Annotated in this window: 16 protein-coding genes; 9 read left to right on the forward strand and 7 right to left on the reverse strand. The window is 45.3% G+C overall.

The window, feature by feature from the left end; translation table 11 throughout:
• Window positions 1–31: 31 nt before the first annotated feature.
• The gene (gene secA, locus ACR64J_RS01585; RefSeq protein ID WP_435950181.1) at window positions 32–2854 is read left to right on the forward strand and encodes a preprotein translocase subunit SecA; all 2823 of its coding nucleotides are present in this window, start codon (window positions 32–34) and stop codon (window positions 2852–2854) included.
• A 292-nt stretch (window positions 2855–3146) separates the two neighbouring features.
• The gene (locus ACR64J_RS01590; RefSeq protein WP_435950182.1) at window positions 3147–3677 is read left to right on the forward strand and encodes a hypothetical protein; all 531 of its coding nucleotides are present in this window, start codon (window positions 3147–3149) and stop codon (window positions 3675–3677) included.
• Window positions 3678–3767: 90 nt separating this feature from the next.
• Here ACR64J_RS01590 and ACR64J_RS01595 read toward each other — a convergent pair whose 3' ends face one another.
• From ACR64J_RS01595 to ACR64J_RS01615, 5 genes are all read right to left on the reverse strand, one after another.
• Window positions 3768–4373 carry a YsnF/AvaK domain-containing protein gene (locus ACR64J_RS01595; RefSeq protein ID WP_317200732.1) on the reverse strand — a complete coding sequence of 202 codons (606 nt, stop codon included), beginning with the start codon at window positions 4371–4373 and terminating at the stop codon, window positions 3768–3770.
• A 184-nt stretch (window positions 4374–4557) separates the two neighbouring features.
• Window positions 4558–5406 carry a DUF2382 domain-containing protein gene (locus tag ACR64J_RS01600; RefSeq protein ID WP_435950183.1) on the reverse strand — a complete coding sequence of 283 codons (849 nt, stop codon included), beginning with the start codon at window positions 5404–5406 and terminating at the stop codon, window positions 4558–4560.
• A gap of 476 nt (window positions 5407–5882) precedes the next feature.
• The gene (locus ACR64J_RS01605) at window positions 5883–7064 is read right to left on the reverse strand and encodes a thiolase family protein (RefSeq protein ID WP_317200734.1); all 1182 of its coding nucleotides are present in this window, start codon (window positions 7062–7064) and stop codon (window positions 5883–5885) included.
• A gap of 147 nt (window positions 7065–7211) precedes the next feature.
• Window positions 7212–8579: a homoserine dehydrogenase gene (locus ACR64J_RS01610; RefSeq protein ID WP_435950184.1), complete on the reverse strand. Its 1368-nt coding sequence runs from the start codon at window positions 8577–8579 to the stop codon at window positions 7212–7214.
• A 146-nt stretch (window positions 8580–8725) separates the two neighbouring features.
• The gene (locus ACR64J_RS01615; protein ID WP_435951002.1) at window positions 8726–9556 is read right to left on the reverse strand and encodes a DsbC family protein; all 831 of its coding nucleotides are present in this window, start codon (window positions 9554–9556) and stop codon (window positions 8726–8728) included.
• 459 nt (window positions 9557–10015) lie between these two features.
• Between ACR64J_RS01615 and ACR64J_RS01620 the strand changes: the two genes are divergently transcribed.
• Window positions 10016–10939: a DUF808 domain-containing protein gene (locus ACR64J_RS01620; RefSeq protein WP_435950185.1), complete on the forward strand. Its 924-nt coding sequence runs from the start codon at window positions 10016–10018 to the stop codon at window positions 10937–10939.
• Between the two features lie 95 nt (window positions 10940–11034).
• Here the strand turns inward: ACR64J_RS01620 and ACR64J_RS01625 are convergent, their stop codons facing one another.
• Window positions 11035–14979 carry an Rne/Rng family ribonuclease gene (locus ACR64J_RS01625; RefSeq protein ID WP_435950186.1) on the reverse strand — a complete coding sequence of 1315 codons (3945 nt, stop codon included), beginning with the start codon at window positions 14977–14979 and terminating at the stop codon, window positions 11035–11037.
• A gap of 963 nt (window positions 14980–15942) precedes the next feature.
• Here ACR64J_RS01625 and ACR64J_RS01630 point away from each other — a divergent pair.
• Both ACR64J_RS01630 and ACR64J_RS01635 read left to right on the forward strand, forming a co-directional pair.
• Window positions 15943–16968, forward strand: a complete 1026-nt coding sequence (locus ACR64J_RS01630) for an RluA family pseudouridine synthase (RefSeq protein WP_435950187.1) — start codon at window positions 15943–15945, stop codon at window positions 16966–16968.
• An 88-nt stretch (window positions 16969–17056) separates the two neighbouring features.
• Window positions 17057–17749 (forward strand): HAD family hydrolase, encoded by a 693-nt coding sequence (locus tag ACR64J_RS01635; protein WP_435950188.1) that lies wholly within the window; start codon window positions 17057–17059, stop codon window positions 17747–17749.
• Window positions 17750–17885: 136 nt separating this feature from the next.
• Here ACR64J_RS01635 and yihA read toward each other — a convergent pair whose 3' ends face one another.
• Window positions 17886–18638: a ribosome biogenesis GTP-binding protein YihA/YsxC gene (gene yihA, locus ACR64J_RS01640; RefSeq protein ID WP_435950189.1), complete on the reverse strand. Its 753-nt coding sequence runs from the start codon at window positions 18636–18638 to the stop codon at window positions 17886–17888.
• Window positions 18639–18867: 229 nt separating this feature from the next.
• Here yihA and ACR64J_RS01645 point away from each other — a divergent pair, with 229 nt between their 5' ends.
• The 4 genes from ACR64J_RS01645 to ACR64J_RS01660 all read left to right on the forward strand — a co-directional run bounded on the left by ACR64J_RS01645 (window position 18868) and on the right by ACR64J_RS01660 (window position 21798).
• Window positions 18868–19215 carry a c-type cytochrome gene (locus ACR64J_RS01645; protein WP_435950190.1) on the forward strand — a complete coding sequence of 116 codons (348 nt, stop codon included), beginning with the start codon at window positions 18868–18870 and terminating at the stop codon, window positions 19213–19215.
• A gap of 339 nt (window positions 19216–19554) precedes the next feature.
• On the forward strand, window positions 19555–20223 hold the full coding sequence (locus ACR64J_RS01650) for a c-type cytochrome (protein ID WP_317200743.1): 669 nt from the start codon (window positions 19555–19557) through the stop codon (window positions 20221–20223).
• A 112-nt stretch (window positions 20224–20335) separates the two neighbouring features.
• Window positions 20336–21478: a hypothetical protein gene (locus ACR64J_RS01655; protein ID WP_435950191.1), complete on the forward strand. Its 1143-nt coding sequence runs from the start codon at window positions 20336–20338 to the stop codon at window positions 21476–21478.
• Window positions 21397–21798: an RnfH family protein gene (locus ACR64J_RS01660; RefSeq protein WP_435950192.1), complete on the forward strand. Its 402-nt coding sequence runs from the start codon at window positions 21397–21399 to the stop codon at window positions 21796–21798. The genes ACR64J_RS01655 and ACR64J_RS01660 overlap by 82 nt, the downstream gene beginning before the upstream one ends.
• Window positions 21799–21823: the final 25 nt, after the last annotated feature.

Here is a 21823-nt window from a genome sequence, read left to right on the forward strand (position 1 = left end):
GATTATCGAATATTTCCATAGGTCAAAAATTATGTTATCAAAGATTGTAGGCAGTGTGGTTGGCACCAAAAATGATCGTGAGCTCAAGCGTATGCGCCGCGTGGTTAGCAAAATAAATGCGCACGAGGCGAGCATTCAAGCCTTGTCTGATGAAGAGCTACAACAAAAAACAGAAGAATTTAAAGCGCGATTTTTGAAGGGTGAGAGCTTAGATGCGCTATTGCCTGAAGCGTTTGCGGTCTGCCGTGAGGCATCCTTACGTATCACAGGTATGCGTCACTATGATGTGCAGCTGATCGGTGGTATCACCTTGCACGAAGGCAAAATCGCTGAGATGAAAACCGGTGAGGGTAAAACCTTAATGGCGACTTTGGCCATTTATCTTAACGGTATTAGTGGTAAAGGTGTGCACGTCGTCACGGTCAACGACTACCTAGCTGCCCGTGATGCCGATTTAAACCGTCCCTTGTTTAACTTTTTGGGTCTAAAAGTTGGCGTCATCTACTCACAGCAGCCGCCGCAAGAAAAGGTCGATGCTTATCAAGCTGATATCACTTATGGTACCAATAATGAATACGGTTTTGACTATCTTCGCGATAACATGGTGTTTAGTCTAGGCGAGAAAAAACAACGTCCGTTAAACTTCTGTATTATCGATGAGATCGATTCTATCTTGATCGATGAAGCGCGTACGCCACTGATTATCTCAGGTCAGGCCGAGGACTCCTCACGCATGTATGCGCTGATCAACACGATTATTCCCGTACTCATTCGCTCAAAAGACGAAGAAGCGAACAAGAACAATGAAGAAGAGGACTTTTGGATTGACGAAAAAAACCGTCAAATTGAGATTAGCGAAAAAGGCTATGAGAAAATTGAGCGCTTTTTAATCGAAGTGGGCGAGCTGGGACCTGAAGAGAGTCTGTATAGTCCAAGTCGTCTGCCGTTACTTGCGCACGTACAAGCCGCTATTCGCGCCCATCATATCTTTGTCAAAAACGTGCATTACATTGTCGATGAAGGCGAGGTAGTCATCGTTGATGAAAACACGGGGCGTACGATGCCTGGTCGCCGCTGGTCAGAGGGTCTGCATCAAGCGGTAGAGGCCAAAGAAAACGTCGAGATTCAAGCAGAGAACCAAACGCTGGCGACGACGACTTTTCAGAATTTTTTCCGCTTGTACGACAAATTATCTGGTATGACAGGTACCGCTGATACTGAGGCGGCAGAATTTAAATCCACTTACGATCTTGATGTTATCGTTATCCCAACCCATAAGCCGATTGCGCGGGTGGATATGGATGATCAGATATTTTTGACCAAACTGGGTAAGTATCAAGGCATTATCCGTGAGATTAAAGGCATTCAAGAAAAAGGCGCGCCAGTACTGGTCGGTACGGCAACGATTGAGGCCAGTGAAGAGTTGTCCTACTTGCTTGATCAAGAAGGCGTCAAACACAACGTTCTAAACGCCAAGCAGCATGAGCGCGAAGCTGAAATCATCGCGCAGGCAGGTAGTCCTAAGTCGGTCACTATTGCGACCAACATGGCAGGTCGTGGTACTGATATTATCTTGGGCGGTAACTGGCAGTCGTTTATTGAGGACATCGACAATGTCAGCCCTGATGAGATGAAACGTCTAAAAGAGCAGTGGCAGGTCAAGCACGATCAAGTGGTCGCAGCAGGCGGCTTGCACATTGTTGGCTCTGAACGTCACGAATCACGCCGTATCGATAACCAGCTGCGAGGCCGTGCCGGTCGTCAAGGAGATCCTGGCATGTCACGTTTCTTCTTATCGCTTGAGGATGATCTGATGCGTATCTTCGCAGGCGATCGCGTGGTCAACATGATGAAGGCTATGGGCCTCAAAGAAGATGAAGCCATCGAGCATAAGATGGTGTCAAAATCTATTGAAAATGCTCAAGGTAAGGTTGAGAGCCGCGATTTTGATGCGCGTAAAAACTTGCTTAAATACGATGATGTCGCCAATGAGCAGCGTAAGGTTATCTATAGCCAGCGTGATGATTTGCTTGCAGATATGGACTTGCAAGAGGCGATTGAAGCGATGCATTACGACGTGTACAACGCTATGATCAGTCAGTTCATTCCGCCAGAATCTATTGATGATCAGTGGAATATTGACGGGCTTGAGGATGAGCTTGAAGATGAGTTCAAGCTTTATATGCCAATCAATGACTGGCTGGATGAGGATCGCCGCCTTGATGAAGAGGCATTACGTGAAAAAATCATTCAAACTGCGCTGGATCATTACCGTGGTCGACGCGCGCAAATGGGCGAACAAAGCGCCGCTCAGCTCGAGCGTCATTTTATGCTCCAGAGCCTAGATAAGCACTGGAAAGAGCATTTAACGCAAATGGATCAGCTGCGTAAAGGCATTCACTTGCGTGGTTATGCACAAAAAAATCCAGAGCAAGAGTATAAGCGAGAATCGTTTGAGCTGTTTCAAATGATGCTAGGGGCGATCAAATCTGAGACCGTACAAGACTTATCACGTGTCCATATCCCAACCAAAGAGGAGCTTGAGGCACTAGAGGCGCAAAAGCGGGCGGACGCTGAACGCATGCAGATGCAGTTTGAGCACGATGACGCAGGCGGCATCGGTGGCGGTGAGCGCAGAGCGACCAATGAGCAAAATCAGGTCAATCAAGGCGCACGCGCCAATGGTCAAATGCGCGTCAATCTAGGCGGTACTGCGGCGGCTGGTGTCAGTGCTGGTGCTGTAAGCAGTGCTGAGGCAGAGCCAAATCCTTATGCAGGTATGAATGTTAGTCGTAATGCGCCTTGTCCTTGCGGCTCAGGTCTCAAATATAAGCAATGTCATGGCAAGATTTGATCGCCCCTTGCTTGGGTGATACGGTCTGTTCAGTTGACATGTTCTGATTGTTATTTGAACGAGAATGGCTGTTTATTAGTGCCCGTCATTTTATTAGTGCCTATCATTTTAATAGTGTCTATAGTTTATTAGCTATGGGCATTTTGCGTTTTGCAATAGCTATAAATTACAAGGATCAAAGAGCATTCGTGCTTTTGAAACATAATCTTTGTATTTATTACTTACAAATTGCGTATAGGCGTAGATATGCGGACACGCTATAGTATTTAGCATACAAAATCAGGAGCAAATCATGAAGTTTCAGTCATTAAAAAAGAGCCGTACCTCCTTTGTTGTCACAGGTTTATTAGCAGCTATGCTAAGTCTCAGTGCTTGCCAGCAAGATCCTGAGCCTGAGCCAAGTTTAGAGGACGCTATTAGCGAAGAGCAGGCAGCTCCTATGTCCGCAGAACCTGCTGAGCCAAACGATGCAGTCGTTGCAGATGCTACTTTGAATGAAGTAGAAGGGGATACAGTAGCAACGGTTGATGACAATATCATGCAAAGAACATATCTATGTGCTCCTACGCTAAAGGTTGAAGCGACCTATCTAGAAGAAGACAATCAAGTGGTGTTAGAGACAGACAAGGGCACAGTAACACTAAACAAAACTAATGAAGGCACCAATCCTGAAGCCTATGAAGTTAGTACAGATCTAAGTGGCAATCAGGGTTATACCCAGTGGCGTACTGCTCACCAGACCCGTGAAACCGGTGTGCTGCGCACCAACAGTAGCAGTGATGAAGCGAGCATCGATACTTACGAGTGTAATGACTCTGAATAAAACGAACTATCTTTAACCAATAAAAAAGCAACGTCTCGTTGCTTTTTTTGTGCGCAGGTTTAAATTTGTGCGCAGGTTTAAATAAGTAATTTACGACGACTTATGATTAACACGTGAACTCTCATGCGCCAAAAACCCTTCTTCAGTGACATCTAGCTCTTCATGCTTAAGCTCAACCTGAATATTGTCAGTATGCGTATGAATGGTCTTTTTGACGTCTACTTCTTGGATTGCATAAGTGTCTTTGGTAATCGTTGCCACCTGACGAGAGATTATAATCTCAGTGGGCGCGTCACCGAGCTCCACTTGTGTGCCATTGATCGTAATGACCGCCTTACTATTTAATGAAGGCTCAACGTGGCGCAATATATCTTTGTCATCATAACTGCCTGATAGCAAGTCTTGGCTTTGCGCGTCATGATGTTGAGTCTCGATAGTGATGTACTCTTCAACCAGCTCAATAGGGACATCGATAGTTTTGGTACGAGTGTGCTTAGTCACGGTAACTTTGCCAACATCCAGACGCTCTTTGTTGACGACTGGGCGCTCCTCTAACAGCTCTAAATGACCAACGCCTTGTCTAACGACTGCATCATCTTGCGTATCTAAAACATCGTTTTGATCTGTATATTGATCATTTATAGCAGGATCAGCTGCATCGTTTATTTGTCCAGTTTTACTATTGTTATTGTCCATAATCGTAGTCCTTGTTGAGTAATAATTTATATCGTCGTTAGTAGTTACTACTATACCTTAGATTTGGTTGTATTCTTTGGCACAAAAAAGGCCAGAGACAAGCTCTGACCTTAATGACTAAGTAAATATACTTAGCTGCTTATTATTATAGTTTATAACGATAAAACTATAATTATTCTGCGTATTACATGCCACGAGCACGGCGTACATCATCAGCAGTAACGTCATTGCCTTCGTATAAGTTACCTTTGCCGTCTACAACATTACCGTCACGGTCAATGTCTAGCTCTTCACGCTGAATAGTTTCAACGATAGTTTCTGTATGACGCTCAGTCGTTTTACCAACGTTAACTTCTTCAGTAACATAAGTCTCTTTACCAACGCGCGCGCGCTCAGCTTCTAGCTCAACTGCGATTGTCTCTGTGGCACCAGTATCACCGATACGGCGGTCTGTTGGACGATCTACATTCGTACGTTCGATATGCGCATGTTCTTCTTCAAGCTCAACGTCTACGTTACGCTCTTCTGTGACGACATGCTTACCGACTTTAACTAAGCCTGCTACGATGCGATCTTTATTGACTGTCAAACGCTCTTCTAATAATTCAAGAGTATCTGGGGCATTATATGACGTCTCACTTAGCTCCATACGCTCTTCGGTAGGAATAGTATCTGCGACGAATGCTTGACGATCTCTCTCGTTTTGCTCTTTATAGCTATACTGATAGTCATGATCATAAACTTCCATAGCTTCAACTTGAGATTTCGTTAAGCTATCGAAAAAGACATCATCACCAACGATACGAGCTAAACCTGCTGGAATTAATACTTCTTTTGAGCTAAACCAGCCGCCTACATCAGCAATTAAGTAACGAATGCGACCCGTAGTATCTTCTACTAGAGCACCATCAATTTTACCGATTTTCTCTTCATTGACGCCGTAAGCTGTTTTGCCTGTTGGGTCATAGTAATCATCACCGATGACGTCACGATGGGTTGCTTGGATATCTTGTAAACGAATTAGTTGGCTCATTATTATCTTCCTTTAGTATGAGTGATTAAATTAAAGTGTGCTGATAGCTTTAGTACTAAAATTAGTCATAAGCTAAAAACATCAATATATACCTGCTGTTAATGCTTACCGTTTTATTAAATACGATAATAGCAGTATGGTTTTTCTTATCTTTATTGCTAATTGGCTGATAAATAATGCGATATATTAGATGTACAAATTAACGTAACTCTAATAGGTCAGCCTCTGCATCAACCTGTAAATAGAATACCAATAGGCCTAAGCTTATGATATATAAATGAAGTAGCAAAGTGTGCACTCAAGGTAAAAGCGTGTAATAGGCTGTAAAAGCTATAACAAGTTTAGGGTATAAATTAACGCTTTTTTACAACAATAGACAAATGCAAGTATTCTGAGGAGTTTGACCATAAAAAAACCGCATAAGCTTATAGCCCATGCGGTTTTTAATTTGACATTAAATTTTAGAGTAGGTTACATTATGCCATTTCGATAGCGACTGCAACAGACTCACCACCGCCAATACATAAAGTAGCGACGCCTTTTTTGCCGCCAGTACGTTTTAGAGAATTGATAAGTGTTACTAAGATACGTGCTCCTGATGATCCTACAGGGTGACCAAGTGCACAAGCGCCGCCTTCAATGTTAACCTTGGCATGGTCAAGATTGAACTCGTCCATAGTGGCCATCGTCACCATAGCAAAGGCTTCATTGATCTCCCAAAGATCGACATCTTCAACGCTCCAGCCAGCCTTTGGTAGTAGATTTTTAATTGCGCCGATATTTGCGATAGTAAATTCACTCGGATGGCGTGAGTGAGAAGCGGTCGCTACAATACGAGCTTGAAAGTCTAAACCTTCAGATTGCGCTTGTGACTCTTTCATTAGCACCACAGCTGCCGCACCGTCTGAGATAGAGCTTGAGTTAGCGGCGGTAATCGTACCATCTTTAGCAAAGGCAGGGCGCAAGGTAGGAATACGTTCTGCATTGGCAAGACCTGGCTCTTCATCGGTATCGACCGTTTGCTCGCCTTTACGGGTCTCAAAAGTCACTGGCGTGATCTCATCTTTAAAATGACCGTCTTTAATGGCTGTAAGCGCGCGATTGAGCGATTCAATAGCAAATTCATCCATCTGCTCACGAGTATAGCCTTTCTCATTTGCCATTTCTTGCGCAAAATGTCCCATCAATTTGCCCGTTTCAGCATCTTCTAGGCCATCGATAAAGATATGATCTTTGACTTCTTTATGCCCCATACGATAGCCGCTACGAGATCCAGACATGACATATGGCGCATTCGTCATTGATTCAAGACCGCCTGCAACTGCAATATCGATACTGCCAGCCTTGATACCATCATGCGCCTGCATGACTGCTTTTAGACCAGATCCACATAGCTTGTTAATAGTAATGGCACCAGTAGCATCAGGTAGACCTGCTTTGCGCATCGCTTGACGAGCAGGGCCTTGACCCAAACCTGCGCTTAGAATACAACCCATGATGACTTCATCAACTTTATCAGGGCTAATACCAGCACGCTCAACCGCCGCTTTGATGACAGCTGCGCCTAGATCTGGAGCGCTTACGTCTTTTAATGCGCCTTGAAAACCGCCCATTGGGGTGCGCGCACCGTTTACAATTACAATCGAGTCATTTGACATTTTATTTATCCTATACTTATTTTATTAAAAAAACGGTACCATTATAATGCGTACCGCTTGAGTGTAAATCAAGTAAGCTGACTATCTAGTGGGCTAAATGGTACTGGTCTTGACCAAAAGCCTCAGCCACAAAACTAATTTAATTATTTATGATAATTCATCGAGGCGAATACGAACCACTTTATCTGTGATAGATTCAAGCTGTTCTATTTTTTCAATCGCGACGTTCATTTGCGACTCAACGACAGGCAAAGTCAAGATGATAACAGGCACTTGACCTAACTTATGCGCAGGCTTTTGCAAGATAGCATCGATATTAATACCAGCATCACTAAGTATGCGAGTGATATCGGCCAACACGCCTGGGTGATCAAAAGCATGGACACGCAAGTAGTAGCCCGTTGTCATCTGCTCTGCACGTAGTATTGTCGTATCAGAGAGCTGTTCTGGAATAAAGGCCAAATGCGGAACATATTGGCTGTTGTTAGCGCTATTTGAGTCGTCATTACTGCCCAAAACGCGTACCAAATCCATAACGTCTGCCATCACCGCAGAGGCTGTCGCGCCTGCGCCTGCGCCATCACCGCAGTACAAGGTTTGCCCCAGCGGGTGCGAGTTGACTAGCACGGCATTTTTGACGCCATTGACATTGGCAAGTAAGGCATCTTGTGGAATGAGTGTTGGGTGTACGCGCAGCTCAATACCCGCATTATCTTCATCTGCATTGCCCTGACCTGCATTGTCTTGCTCGCCTGTACGGCGTACTGCAAAACCTAAATGTTTGATACGGTAACCGAGCTCTTCGGCATAATTAACATCTTGTAAGGTGATACCTGTGATGCCCTCACAGTATACTTTGTCAAACTGTAGCGGAATACCAAAGGCGATGGAGGCAAGTAGCGCCAATTTGTGCGCAGCATCGATACCTTCAACATCAAAAGTCGGATCCGCTTCTGCATAACCTAGTGCTTGTGCCTCTGCTAATACGTCATCAAAGGGACGGCCCTTATCGCGCATTTCAGTCATAATAAAGTTGCCTGTACCATTGATGATACCTGCAAGCCAATCTACTCTATTAGCGGCGAGTGCCTCGCGCATAACTTTGATAATCGGGATACCGCCTGCGACTGCGGCTTCATAAGCGACATGTACGCCGTTTGCTTCTGCTAAAGCAAAAATCTCGTTGCCGTGTTCTGCGAGCAGTGCCTTGTTAGCGGTCACTACATGCTTGCCGTTTTTGATCGCATGCATAATGACGTCTTTGGCAAGGGTAGTACCGCCGATGAGCTCTATGACGATATCAACATTATCGCTACTAGCGACCGTCATCAGATCAGCATTTTGCGTAATGCTGCTATCTATATCATCACGCTGACGGCGCGTACCGACCTCGGTAATAATAATGTCGCGACCGCTGCGGCGTTTAAGCTCGTTTAGGTTGTCGTTGATTAGGTGGACTACGCCAGTGCCTACAGTCCCTAGGCCAAGTATCGCTAATTTGATGGGTTTACTCACAGTATCCTCAAGAGGTAGGTTTAGGTTATTAAACAGAACTAAATAATGCTACTAAAAAAAGTATTATTTTAGCGCGATTAGCGGCTCTATCGTATCATACCGACGAGCGCTAATAACGCCTATTGTATACCATTTATAGATGATGATTAATTGGCAGCGGCAACCGCTTGCGCTAACTGATCGGCGGGCAAGTAGCCACCCACTTGTTGACCTGATTCGGTAAAGATAGCGGGTGTTCCGCGTACGCCAAGTCTTGCGCCAAGTGCCATTTGATCGGCTACAGGGTTAGTACAGCTTGGCGCTTGTACATTAGCGCCCATCTTTGCCTGATTCATTGCCGCCCTGCGATCTTGACTACACCATACAGACTCCATCTTGGGGACTGACTCCTGACTACGCGGCCATGCTAGGTAGCGCACCTCAATACCGCGCGCATTGATATCTGCCATCTCTTCATGTAGCTTGCGGCAATAGCCACAATCAGCGTCAGTAAAAGCATAAACGACAGATTTTGTCTCCCCAGTAGCAGGGAATATAACCATATCTTTTTTATCGACTGCGGCTAATGCCTGTTTTGCTGAATTGGCAATGAGAGCGCCGCTAATGTCGATAGGTTCAGCGCCGCCCACAGCGACAATCTGCCCTTGAATGATATGCTTGCCCGCCTTATCGGTAAAAAACGCTGGCAAGCCTTCAGCTGTCACCCAATAGATGTCGTCCATATCTGTAGGGATAGCCGATATAATAGTGCCTTCAATACCAGAGGTCTGTAAGTTGCTTTGTAGTGCTTGCACGACTGAGGCGTCGCTATCGGTTGCAATAGGTGTTTGACTCTCTTGCGCTTGTGCGCTACTAATGATGCTAGAATTATTAGCAGTATCAGCCGTATTGTTTGAACAACCCGTGATAGCGACTGTCAAAAGCGCCGCCACCATAGCGGCAGGTAGATTTTTTTGAGCAAAAGATTTTTGAGTCATAGATGGCTTAGCTTTGATAAGAGTTGATAAAGAAAATAGGCTCATAGAGATGTCCTGTAGGTCTATAGACCTAGGCGATTAAGTATAAAACAGTCGTAAATAGTTATGAGAACAAGAGGTTGTAGCGATTATTACAGCCGCCCCAGTACTTGCAAAAGACAGCGCTTGCAAAAAACAAAATAGAGGGAATATATTAGCATAGTTTAATCTATTGAAACTAAAGGCTATTGTATTTTGCCTGCAAGTATCGTACCCAGTGTCTCGCTTTAGTTACCGCTATTAGATACATTTATACTATGTCATATCGCTTTGTGCCTAGGTAATCTGTTGCAAACAGCGATGTGGTTGTAGTACAAACAGGATTAAAAAGCACCATATCAGTAAAAGTGTACGTCGTGAGTGTTGCGCTGCTACAGCACTTTTAATTCTAATCTAACTCTCATATTTTAAGGAACGTCCATGGCAGGTGCCAGTTTACTAACTCTTCTCGATGATATTAGCGTGATATTAGATGATGTGTCAGTCATGACAAAGGTCGCTGCCAAAAAAACTGCTGGCGTATTGGGTGATGATCTGGCACTTAACGCAGAGCAGGTCAGCGGCGTCAAAGCAAACCGCGAGTTGCCAGTTATTTGGGCGGTGGCAAAAGGCTCCTTTATCAATAAGCTGATTTTGGTGCCTGCTGCCCTCTTAATCAGTGCTATTTATCCGCCTTTGGTGACCTTTTTGCTGATGTGTGGCGGTCTATTCTTGGTGTATGAAGGCGCTGAAAAAGTTATTCATAGGTTTTGGCCCCATGCCCTGCCGCATGATGAGGAGCACGAAGCACGGCTCGCTGCTAATGCGGATGAAACCGTTGATCTGGTCGCTTTTGAAAAACAAAAGATCAAAGGCGCTATACGTACAGATTTTATTTTGTCAGCTGAGATTATCGTCATCGCTTTGGGCTCTGCTGCTGGTGCCACATTGTTGCAGCAAAGCTTGGTGCTGTCTATTCTCGCAGTTGCGATTACAATAGGTATCTATGGCCTAGTAGCTGGTATCGTCAAAATAGACGATGCAGGCTTGCACTTAATGGAGCAAGAAGGCGCGTTCAAACAAAAACTTGGCAAAATTATGTTTGCCGCTGCACCAAAACTTATGAAGTTTTTGTCGATTGCAGGTACGCTAGCTATGTTCTTGGTTGGTGGTGGCATCTTAGTTCATGGTATTGATTTTCTGCATCATGGCGTAGAGGATTTGGCACACTTGACGGGTATATTTGAGAGCGTAACGACCGCCCTATTAAATGGTGTTATCGGCTTTATCATCGGTGCTATCATTGTTGCTATCTTTACTATTATCGGTAAAATGCGCGGCGGTGATAAGTCGGCGGCTCATTAATTATTACCAGATTTTAGACGTTTTTTATTTCTATAGAGCACAAAAAAGCCCCAAAACTCATATGAGCTTTGGGGCTTGGTTTTGTCAGTTAACGATTAGCTTGTGCTATCGCTGTCATCTGAGCGCTCCTCATTTGAGCCATTAGCGTCCGCTTGTTCTGCCTGCGTTGGCTTCTTATGCTCTGTTTTTGGCTTACGCGTGCGTGCCTTTGGCACCTTTGGCGTCGTCAGATTAAACATACCCGTTTGCGGCAATAATTGCTCTGCTACGTTTTCGATCATGTTTTTGTAGCTGGCGATGGTCGTCTTTGATTTACTCGCTTGCGCGTCATCGACGACGTCAGCCGCGTCACTAGAATCGGCTGCGTCTTGCGCCTCATCAGTCTCAATCTGATCCGCATCTGCTAGTAGTGCCTGCTCGCTATCTACAGTCACGTCGTCTGCCTGTTCTTGACTACTAAGCGCACTCGCCGCAACCTTATCTGCCTCCACATTTTTCTCAGCTTCAGTCCGCTCAGCTTCCACTGAGTTTGATGACTCGCCATCAGTAGTGATATCTGCCTGGTAATCAGGATGCTGACCACGTGGATCATTACTGGCACGTTTACCGATAGCTTTAGGCGTCGCTTTCGTCTTACCTTGGGCTGCTGCAAATTGACTGACAGCCTGAGTCATCGCCTCAAAACGCGCTAAATAATCAGCGCTCAAAGGCTCATAACCATAATTGCTAAAGTCAAAGTTAGCATCAATAGCTTCAGACTTGCTATCAGCACTTTGTTGTTCAGCACTTTGCTTGTCAGCTACGGGCTGCGCTTTGGCTTTATGTATCGCAATCGCTTCAATAAAGCAGTGGATGACGCCATCTTCAGCTAAACGCGACTCAGCTTTTGGTAGGAGCGCATGAATAAATCGACCAACCGTACCGCTGATAGTTGGCGTAGCAGCAGAGACCTCTGTGACTTGCATGTCTGCTGGTTTTGCAGACTTTGCTTGCAGGCGACGTACAACGCGCGGATCGTTGCCGGCTTGACCGAACTTATTGGCCGTAACATAACGCGCGGCAAAAAGATTCTCACGATCAAAATCAAGCGTGCTACTGGTTTTGTCTTCTTTAGTAGCATTATCGGACGTCTTTGACGCTTTTGATGGGGCAGATGTCTCTAGCGTTTGAGCCGCTTTTGGTGCTGCCTCTGTAGGTGCCGCTTTAGATACTAACTCTTTAGCCTCTTGAGCGTTTGCACCCGACTTATTATCAGCGCGCTTGTCTGCCTGCTCGCTCATTGTCTGCTCTTGTTGCACCAAGCTTGCCTGTATTGACTGACTCTTAGCATCATCAGTAACCTTGTTATCAGACTTGTGATCGTGCGTCGTATCCTCGCGATTCACCTCATCGATAGCCGCTTTGCCTTTGACTTGGCTATCATCAGCTTCTTTGGCTGTAGTCGATTGCTCTGTCGTCTTTGACTTACTATCATCTAAGGATAAATGAACGACCTCTGGCGTCTTTAACTTAACAGGTGACTCATTGATCTGCAAAGTCACCTCATTTGGGTCTTGATGGTCACTTTTACTGCGCGCCTGACCAGATGTTTTACTCTCAGATCTTTGAGTTTGCTGGGCCGCGTCAGCGCTTAGCGTTTCACCGCGTTCAAGATTACCACGTGAGCCGCGCTGGCTGTGCGACTTGCGTTTACTGCGCGTTTGCTCATCAGAGTTACCCTCTTTTTGTTCTGCATTTGAGCGCTCGTTTTGGTTTTGACGAGTGCTAGTGCTTTGACGGCTATTGCGATTGCTGCCACGACGATTGTCTTGACGCTTAGTTTGAGTATTGTCGTCATGAGCGCTGTCAGCTTGATTGCTGTTACTGTCATTATCGCTTGTGTCATCACGCGAGTCTTTTCTTTGGCGTGGTTTTGATGATCTTGACTTGCGCGTTTTGCGGCGGCGTCTATCATCACTGCTCTCATCATCGCGGTCACTGTCAGAGCGACTCGCTTGCTGAGATTTATGATTATTATCAGTCTGTGATTCAGACGCCTCTTTGCTATTTAGAGCCTCGTTGTCAACTTGACCAAAAGCGCCTCGACTTTGCGCGCCTGTGTTAACGATCGCTTCGATCGCTTCGGCTGCATCGCGGCTACTGACACTACGCGTAGTCTGTGCTTGCGGCGCTTGTGAGAACAGGTTTGATAACCAAGCAACGGCTTGCGGCTGGGCGGCTACGGCGACATTGCTTGCTTGTTCAGTTGGCGCTACTTGAGCACTAGTTTGATGATTTGCTACTGGCGCGTGGTTGCTTTTGCCGCGATGATCATTGCTACGCTGGGCGGCGCTATCTTGAGTCGCACTTTGATTATTGATGCGCTGATTTGCTGATCCACCTGAGGGTTGGCGTACTTGCTCATTAGTCGGCGTGGTTGGCTTTTGCGCACTTGGAGCGCTTGATGATGCTCGCGGCTGGCGAGTAGGCTGCTGCTCTGGACGCGCTGAATCAGCGGTTTGCCAATCAACATCGTAGCCCAAATCACTGTGCTCTTGCTGCTGCGTATCAGTGATGCGCTCATAGCTTGAGGGCGCAAAACCGTCGCGGTTAAAGTGCAATTTAAAGTTTGGCGACTCAAGGTGGGCATGCGGCAAAATCGTAATACGCGTACCGCTATCTTGCTCAAGATAGACTAAGCTATCGCGCTTCTCGTTGAGCAAAAAGGCGGCGATATCTGTTGGCACTTCAGCTTGTACTTCGCCTTGACGCTCTTTTAGGGCGATTTGCTCAATTTGGCGCATAATAGAGAGCGATAATGAACGCAAGTCACGAATCATACCATTGCCATGACAGCGCGGGCAGATATAACCTGTTGATTCCTCTAGCGAGGGGCGCAAGCGCTGGCGGCTCATCTCCATCAAACCGAACTTGGAGATCTCCCCAAACTGAACACGGGCGCGATCGTATTTGGTCGCATCAATCAGACGTTTTTCGACCTCTTTTTGGTTCTTGTTGTCATTCATATCGATAAAATCAATGACAATAAGGCCACCCATATCGCGCAGGCGCAATTGACGAGCAATCTCATCAGCGGCTTCTAGGTTGGTATGAAAAGCGGTTTCAGAGACATCAGCACCTTTGGTCGACTTAGCTGAGTTGATATCAATAGAGACCAAAGCTTCGGTTTGATCGATAACAATAGAGCCACCAGAGGGCAGACGTACTTCGCGCTGATAGGCGGTTTCAATTTGTTTTTCGATATTAAAGCGTGAGAACATCGGCTCATAATCGGTATATTTGCGCAGTTTCTCCGCCTGTTTAGGCATAACCGCATCAATAAAACCCGCCGCTTCAATGTAAGCGTTTTCGTTATCGATCCAAATCTCAGTGATATCATCACGCAGATAATCACGCACCGCACGCGTGACGACGCCTGCTTCTTGATGTACCAAGCGCGGGGAGGGATACTTCTGATTTTGTTCTTGAATGGCTTGCCAGATATTGAGCAGATGGTTCAAATCATGTTGCAGATCTTCTTGCGTCTTGCCGATACCTGCCGTGCGTATAATAACGCTCATGCCTTTTGGCAAATCAAGATTGCTGAGCATACGCTTCATATCTTCACGAAGCTTTCCTGAGATTTGACGAGAGATACCGCCGCCACGTGGATTGTTCGGCATCAGTACCAAGTAGCGACCAGCAAGTGATACGTAAGTCGATAGCGCAGCGCCTTTATTACCGCGCTCTTCTTTTTCAACTTGTACGATCAGCTCATCGCCTTCTTTGATGAGTTTTTTGATGTTTTCATCACGTGGATTACCGCTTAAATACTCGCTTGAGATTTCACGAATCGGCAAAAATCCTTGACGCTGTGAGCCGTATTCGACAAACACAGCTTCTAGTGACGGCTCAACGCGAGTCACATGACCTTTATAGATGTTAGATTTTTTTTGTTCGCGGGTACGGTTTTCTAGATCAAAATCATACAGATGATTGCCTTTACATAGGGCAACACGAATCTCTTCGTTTTGAGTGGCGTTGATTAAAATGCGTTTCATATTTATATCCTATGAGGACGCACAGTAACGACAATATACAGATAAGCTCAGTGGCAAGTGCGATTAATTATCGCGATGATAGACGTTAGATTGTAGAGCAGTAAAACCTATTGGGTAATTACGCTGGTCTTAAAATGCAGACCTAAGCGGAGCACAACGTTATTGATTGGCGCTTTATACAGAGATTATAAAGTGTGAGTCTATAATTTGTCTGTCTGTTATACCGCCTGTAGGGGCTATAAATATCTCGCTCATTTGAGCGCTATAATCAGTTGGGCATAACAGCTGATAATTTTTTGCATGTGTTGTTAGCAAATGCAGTACATACTGGTTGTCAATCAATATGTCGGTAATAAAACATAATAGCGCTACTTGATACTTTTAATACTAAGGATCATTAAGTAGTGCTGTTAAAGGAGTTATCAGGAAGTACCAGTAATAAAAATCAATAGTTTTAGTTGTTCTGTCGCGCTAAGGGTCGTAAATCTTTGAGACTCAGCGTTAACTTCTATAGGGTTATCTATTATTCTTACGAATAAAATATCCATCAAAGGCAGTTGGGCGACTCTCTATAGCTTTGCTATTATCAGCGGGGCGTACTTGGCAAACAAAATAAAAGTCTTTGAGACTAAGCTTGGGTTTAAAACTAAGCTTGGGTTTAAAACTAAGCTTGGGATAGGAGGGTTGTCACTATCTACTATCAAATATGTTTGACCGCCAATACGTAGGCAGCTAAAGGGTAATCGCTTATCTGCTTAAACTTGCTCAACTGCGCCGCTTAATTGATCTAATATCAAAGGCTTGTAAGGCCATAAAATATATCAAAGTGTCGTTATGCGCGCGTTAAGTAAAAAAAGGGTGTCACGGTTGTCTTTTAAAAGCGGATGAGACGCGTAACGTTACCGTAATTAGCGCTCAACATGCTAAACTATAACAAATCTTTGTGTAAACACCTAACTAAAAATGACAAATCAAGTAATGACAGACAACGACACCCTTCATAAAGCCCCTGCTATCTTCAATAGCAAAACTCGCCCGCAAAGCGCAGATGATGAGATTGGCAACTTTGAAAAAGTAAATTATCTTGAGGTGACGCGTCATCAGCACGATCAGCGTTTGGATAATTTTTTGTTAAACCGTCTCAAAGGTCTACCCAAATCGCATATCTATAAAATGATTCGCTCCGATGAGATTCGTGTCAATAACAAGCGCTGCAAGGCGCATGATAGATTACAGCGTGAGGACGTGGTACGTATCGCTCCTGTACAGCTCGCGACCCGCGAGAAGCCTATTATCAGTACCGAATTTGCCAATAGCTTGCTGGCACGTGTGGTGTATGAAGATGAGGGTCTGATTGTACTGAACAAGCCCTCAGGCATTGCAGTTCACGGCGGTAGCGGACTCAACTTTGGCGTTATTGAGGCCATGCGCGAGGTTACGGGCAAAAAATATTTAGAGCTGATCCATCGTATCGACAAAGATACCTCAGGTCTGCTGATGATTTCCAAAAAACGCTCAACGCTTAAAACCTTGCAGCAGCATTTGGTGGACAAAACCATTCAAAAGCATTATTTGTGCCTAGCAAAAGGTCAGCCTGCGATGAGTGAGCAGCGTATTGATGCGCCATTGCTGCGCTATACGGTGGCAAGTGGCGAGCGCCGCGTCAAGGTCGACGCGCAAGATGAGCTAGCCAAAGAAAGTCAAACGGACATCAACGTTCACGCGCGCTTTACCCTGAACAATCAGCCAGTAAGCTTAATAGAAGCTAAGCCGCTGACTGGACGCACGCACCAGATCCGTGTGCACCTAGCGCATATCGGTCATGCGATCTTGGGCGATGATAAATACAACGTCCATGACAAATCAGGCGTACACCGTCTGTGCTTGCATGCTTGGCGCTTGGACATTCCAGGCTATAAAACTATCACTGCGCCGCTTCCTGAAGAGATGCTTGCTTTGGTACCTGATAACCAGACATTACCACAATAATCAGGCGAGCAAGACGACTCACACCAAAATCAATAATGGCTTGCTCACTATACGGACAAGCCATTTTTATAGGCTATAAAGGGTAGTTATGAATAACGCTACAACGCAGACTGCACCGCTATCAGTAGCCAATCACCCCTCAGACAAATCTTTGATAATCTTTGATTGGGATGGCACTTTGATGGACTCAATAGGGCTTATCGTTACCTCTATGCATGTTGCAGGAGAGGCGCACGGATTTGATACCACAGATGACGCTGTAAAGGATATCATCGGTTTAAGCTTAACTAAGGGTATTGAAATCTTATACCCGCAAGCAACTGATACGCAAAAACAATCTATTGAGCACCGTTACGCTGAGTACTATATCGCCAACAGCCATAAAACGCCGCTCTTTGCGCCTATAGAGGCTATGCTAAAAACATTGTGCCAGCGCGGCAAAACGCTTGCTGTAGCAACAGGCAAAAAACGTCAAGGGCTTGATAGGGTGCTAAATGCGTCAAACAGTCAGCACTACTTTGCGATTACGCGCGGCGCGGACGAGTCAGGATCTAAACCTGATCCACAAATGCTTAACGATATTTTGATGCATACCCAGCAGCAGGTAGCTGATGCGGTGTTTATCGGTGATAGTATCCATGATATCCAAATGGCTAATGCGCTTGGCATGATGAGTATTGCGGTCAACTACGGTGCCGCATCCAGCGACACTCTTGCTGAGCAAAATCCAACCTATCAAGTTGACTCACCGCAGGCATTGGTTGCGCTTTTATACGGATAACCTTATTAACTAAAAAAGCTCAACTAAAAAATCTTAACCAAAAAAGGGGTTATCGTTAATAGCGATAACCCCTTTTTATTATCTACATGATGAACTATAGTTTTACTTGGCATATAGTTTTACTTGGCACATAGTTTTACTTGGTATCTGGCTGTTGTTCAATCGTGCCTCCACTATTCAAGAGCGCTGTATCATCAGCTTTGGTAGGGTATTCAAGGACATTATTCTTGCCTAGCTTGTACTCATACCAGTGTCCCATTACCCCTGCTAATTCATCAAGGCCTTCTTTTCTGAGGGCGGAGAACAGCTGAATAGTACAATCAAGCCCCAGCTCTTTTAGCCTTTTGCGAGTATTGAGTAAGGCGTTTTTAGAAGCGCCGTATTTAAATTTATCCGCCTTAGTGAGTAAAATGTGTACTGGCAACTCGCCGTCTTTGGCCCAGTGCAGCATCTGCTCATCAAAGAACTTGAGCGGGTGGCGAATATCACTCATCAACACCAAGCCTGCCAAACTAGAGCGCGATACTAAGTACTCCTCAAGCTCTACTTGCCACTCTTTTTTCATCTCAAGCGGCACCGCAGCATAGCCATAGCCTGGCAAATCAACCAGACGGGTATGCGTATCACCAATACTAAAAAAATTAATCATCTGCGTGCGTCCAGGTGTTTTAGACGAGCGTGCCAGCTGCCGCTGATTGGTCAAGGCATTGATCGCTGATGATTTACCGGCGTTTGAGCGCCCAGCAAAAGCCACTTCAAAGCCCTCATCAGGAGGGCAAAGACGAAAGGTAGGCGCTGAGGTCATAAACTCAGTTTGCTGAATACGCTGGCGAGATTTGGTATTGAATGCTGCATTTTCGGCAGCGACATCGTTGAACGGGGTACTCATAAGTGACTCGTTACTCTAAAAATAAAATTTGGGTTATCTGAGTTTAAACACCAGATAAATTATAAGTGCAGCATAACATTAAACTAGATAATGCCTTCAAAATTATTTTGGGTAGGGTAATAAGTCCATTTGAGATTTACCAAAGCCAAACTTGATAAACCTACTTAAAGTCGACATATATGGTTACAATGATAGTTGAGAGATTATAGAGCAATAAAGGAGGTGTTCCATGTATGCATTCACCACACTTTTAATCAAATCACTAACCCGACTCAAACGCGTGTTCATAGGTAGTAGTGCTATCGTCATACTTAGTTTGAGCGCAGCAACAACGGTTCAAGCTGCTGATGTAGAGGCTATCTACAACGACTCGTGCGCGGCGTGTCATGATAGTGGCGCCCTAAGAGCTATCAAAAAAGGCGATAGTGCTAAATGGCAAAAACTCATACAGCAAAAGGGTATGCCCGCTCTGATTGATTCGGTAAAGAACGGCATGATTCAGATGCCAGCTGGCGGATTGTGCGAGACCTGTAGCGACGAGGATTACAGGCAATTAATAGAACATATGGCTAAATAATATTATCACGACTTAAAAGTCATGTAATCTGCGAAGTAGGTGGCGCAAGATCGTCGTTGTTATAGAGTCAATAATTTGTCATAAAATCAATCGGCACAAAAACCATATGGTGCTAGGATTAAGTAGGCAAATACTACAAAGTCTTGCTATAATATTTATAAATAAACCCTGATATCAGTAAGTCATCTGAAATAGTATAGAACTAAGACTTTAGCATAGCCATGTTGCGACATAAAAGTTGTCGCTGATAACGATTAAGTACAGTTTGATCCGCCGAATGTCTAAAAGTTACTTACTATCTCATATTAGTCTTATGCCGAGCCAGTAGGATTGTTATCAATGAAAAAGTTAATTGCTGCCGCCAGCTTATGTGTTGCAAGTTTTAGCGCTCACAGTGCCATTATCGTTCCTGAGCATGACATTAATGCTGGTAAACAAATCGCTGAGACCGTATGCGCGGCCTGTCATGGTGTCGATGGCGTCAGTCCGATCCCATCACAGCCTAACCTTGGCGGTCAAAATGTCAAATACCTCTATAAGCAACTCGTCAACTTTAAGTCAGGTTATCGCGTTAATGGCATTATGCAATCACAGGTCGCTAACTTATCGCAGCAAGATATGGCAAACGTTGCCGCATACTATGCTAATCAAGCGCCGTGGAGCGTAGGCTTTGGCAATCCTGCAACGCACCAAGAAGCGACTAAGCTATATCTAGGCGGCGCTAAATCACGTAACGTGATTGGCTGTGCGGGTTGTCATGGTCCTGATGCCGCTGGCAACGCATGGGCGGCGTTTCCACGTCTGGGCGGACAGCATGCCGAATACATCTCAACGCAGCTCAAACTATTCCGCGCTGCAGGCCGTGAAGATGAGGTCGATGGTGATGCTCAGATGCGTTACAATGATGCGGCCAAAGAAGGCGAAAAAGGCATGATGCAAACGGTCGCTTCAAGATTATCCGATCGTGATATTCGTATCTTGTCAGATTATATTAGCGCCGTTCACTAATATCTTTGGTGCCCAAGTTTTAAAATCTTTATGTTAAATTATAAAGCCCCGTTATCGGGGTTTTTTTATCATTATAAACCTACTCTTATCTGCTATTTTGGTTGAGATTATCATGATTCGCTACGCTTCTTACTTTATCGCCGCGCTTTTGCCCTTATTGCTCTTTCGTTGGTTTGCGCCTAGCGCTATTGGTGAAATTGACTTTTGGCTATTGTGGCTACTGGCTATGGTATTAGTATCCCTGCCTGTGGTCTACGCTGAGATTGCCTTAGCTTATCGCAGTATCGATGCGCCAATAGCAGGCATGCAAAAACTAACGCGTGAAGCTGATGCCAGTCCATTTTGGCGCAGCTTTGGTTGGCTTGCTGCACTCGTCTCTATTGTGATTGCTGCACTGGTCATTTCAGGAGCAGCTGAGGGTATTATCACAGGGCTGATGGCGCTCGATAGTGACCCTGCTATTCCAAGCTTTGCTATTGCCGCAGGTTTGATGGTGATAGCGGTGCTATTGAGCTTACTCGGGGTAGCGCCATTACCTATCGGTCTTGGGCTTATGATACTTGGCTTGATACTTGGCGTAGCTGATGGTTTGCCGCAGATTGAGTTTGCGATGACAGGTATTAGCTTGAGCGAATGGGGACGCGCGGTGGCATTAGCGCTGGTCAGCGTAGGTGCAGGTACTGGCCTATATTGGTTCGGTCAAAATCTGGCGGCTCGGCAAATAGGGAGCGCGGTGGCAGCTTCAAATAGCGCTGCCTCAAATCGCCCTGCGATTCATCGGGCGACCAAGAGTCATAGAGCAAGTAAGCTGGTACTACCGATATGGATACTACAGCTCGTCGTTGGCGTGATAGCTTTGTTTATAAGTGGGCTTAGCTTACCGCCGATCGGTCAATTACTATATTGGACTGGGGTTATTTTTGTGGCCAGTTACCTGTTGCATTACGCCGCTGGGCAGTTAAGTCACAAGTTTGGTGTGATGGTTAGTTTAATTGTTACTCTGGTTTTAGGGCTATTGCTAGTGGTACTAATACCTGCAAGTTGGTTGGTTGGGCTACTGGTTATCATTAGCACGGTAGCGGTTTTACTATTGTCTATATTTGCAGGCTGGCAGATGAAGATCAGTCATCTACGCAAATCACTTAACTTTGCTAATGAAGGGTTTTATAATCTATGGCGCGTGGCGATACGCCTCATCGTCCCTTTAGCACTGATGCTGGCTTTGATAGGGTGGGTATTGCAGTGGCTGAGCTGATAGCTAATCCTATAACGGTTTACTTAGCTTATGCAGAAAAGCCGCAGCGTCAGCATTACACAACGCTTGTGGTTGAAGAGGGGACAACACTATATGAGGCACTCATGCAAGCAGGATGGCTGGCGAGATTTGCCTCTTTGGCGTCTTGGTGCGAGCAAGCTGTAGACATAAAAGTGCCAACAGCTAAGCGCTGGCATGTGGGTATCTATGCACAAAAACAGCCGCTTAATTACCGCTTGCAGCCCTTTGATCGTATCGAGGTGTATCGTAGTTTGAGCGCTGATCCAATGTCTCAGCGCAAAAACAAATCACGTCATTAAACGTAGAGTAATGACAACGTTACAC

It is taken from the genome of Psychrobacter sp. DM8 (genome assembly GCF_051307025.1).
GTDB lineage: Bacteria > Pseudomonadota > Gammaproteobacteria > Pseudomonadales > Moraxellaceae > Psychrobacter.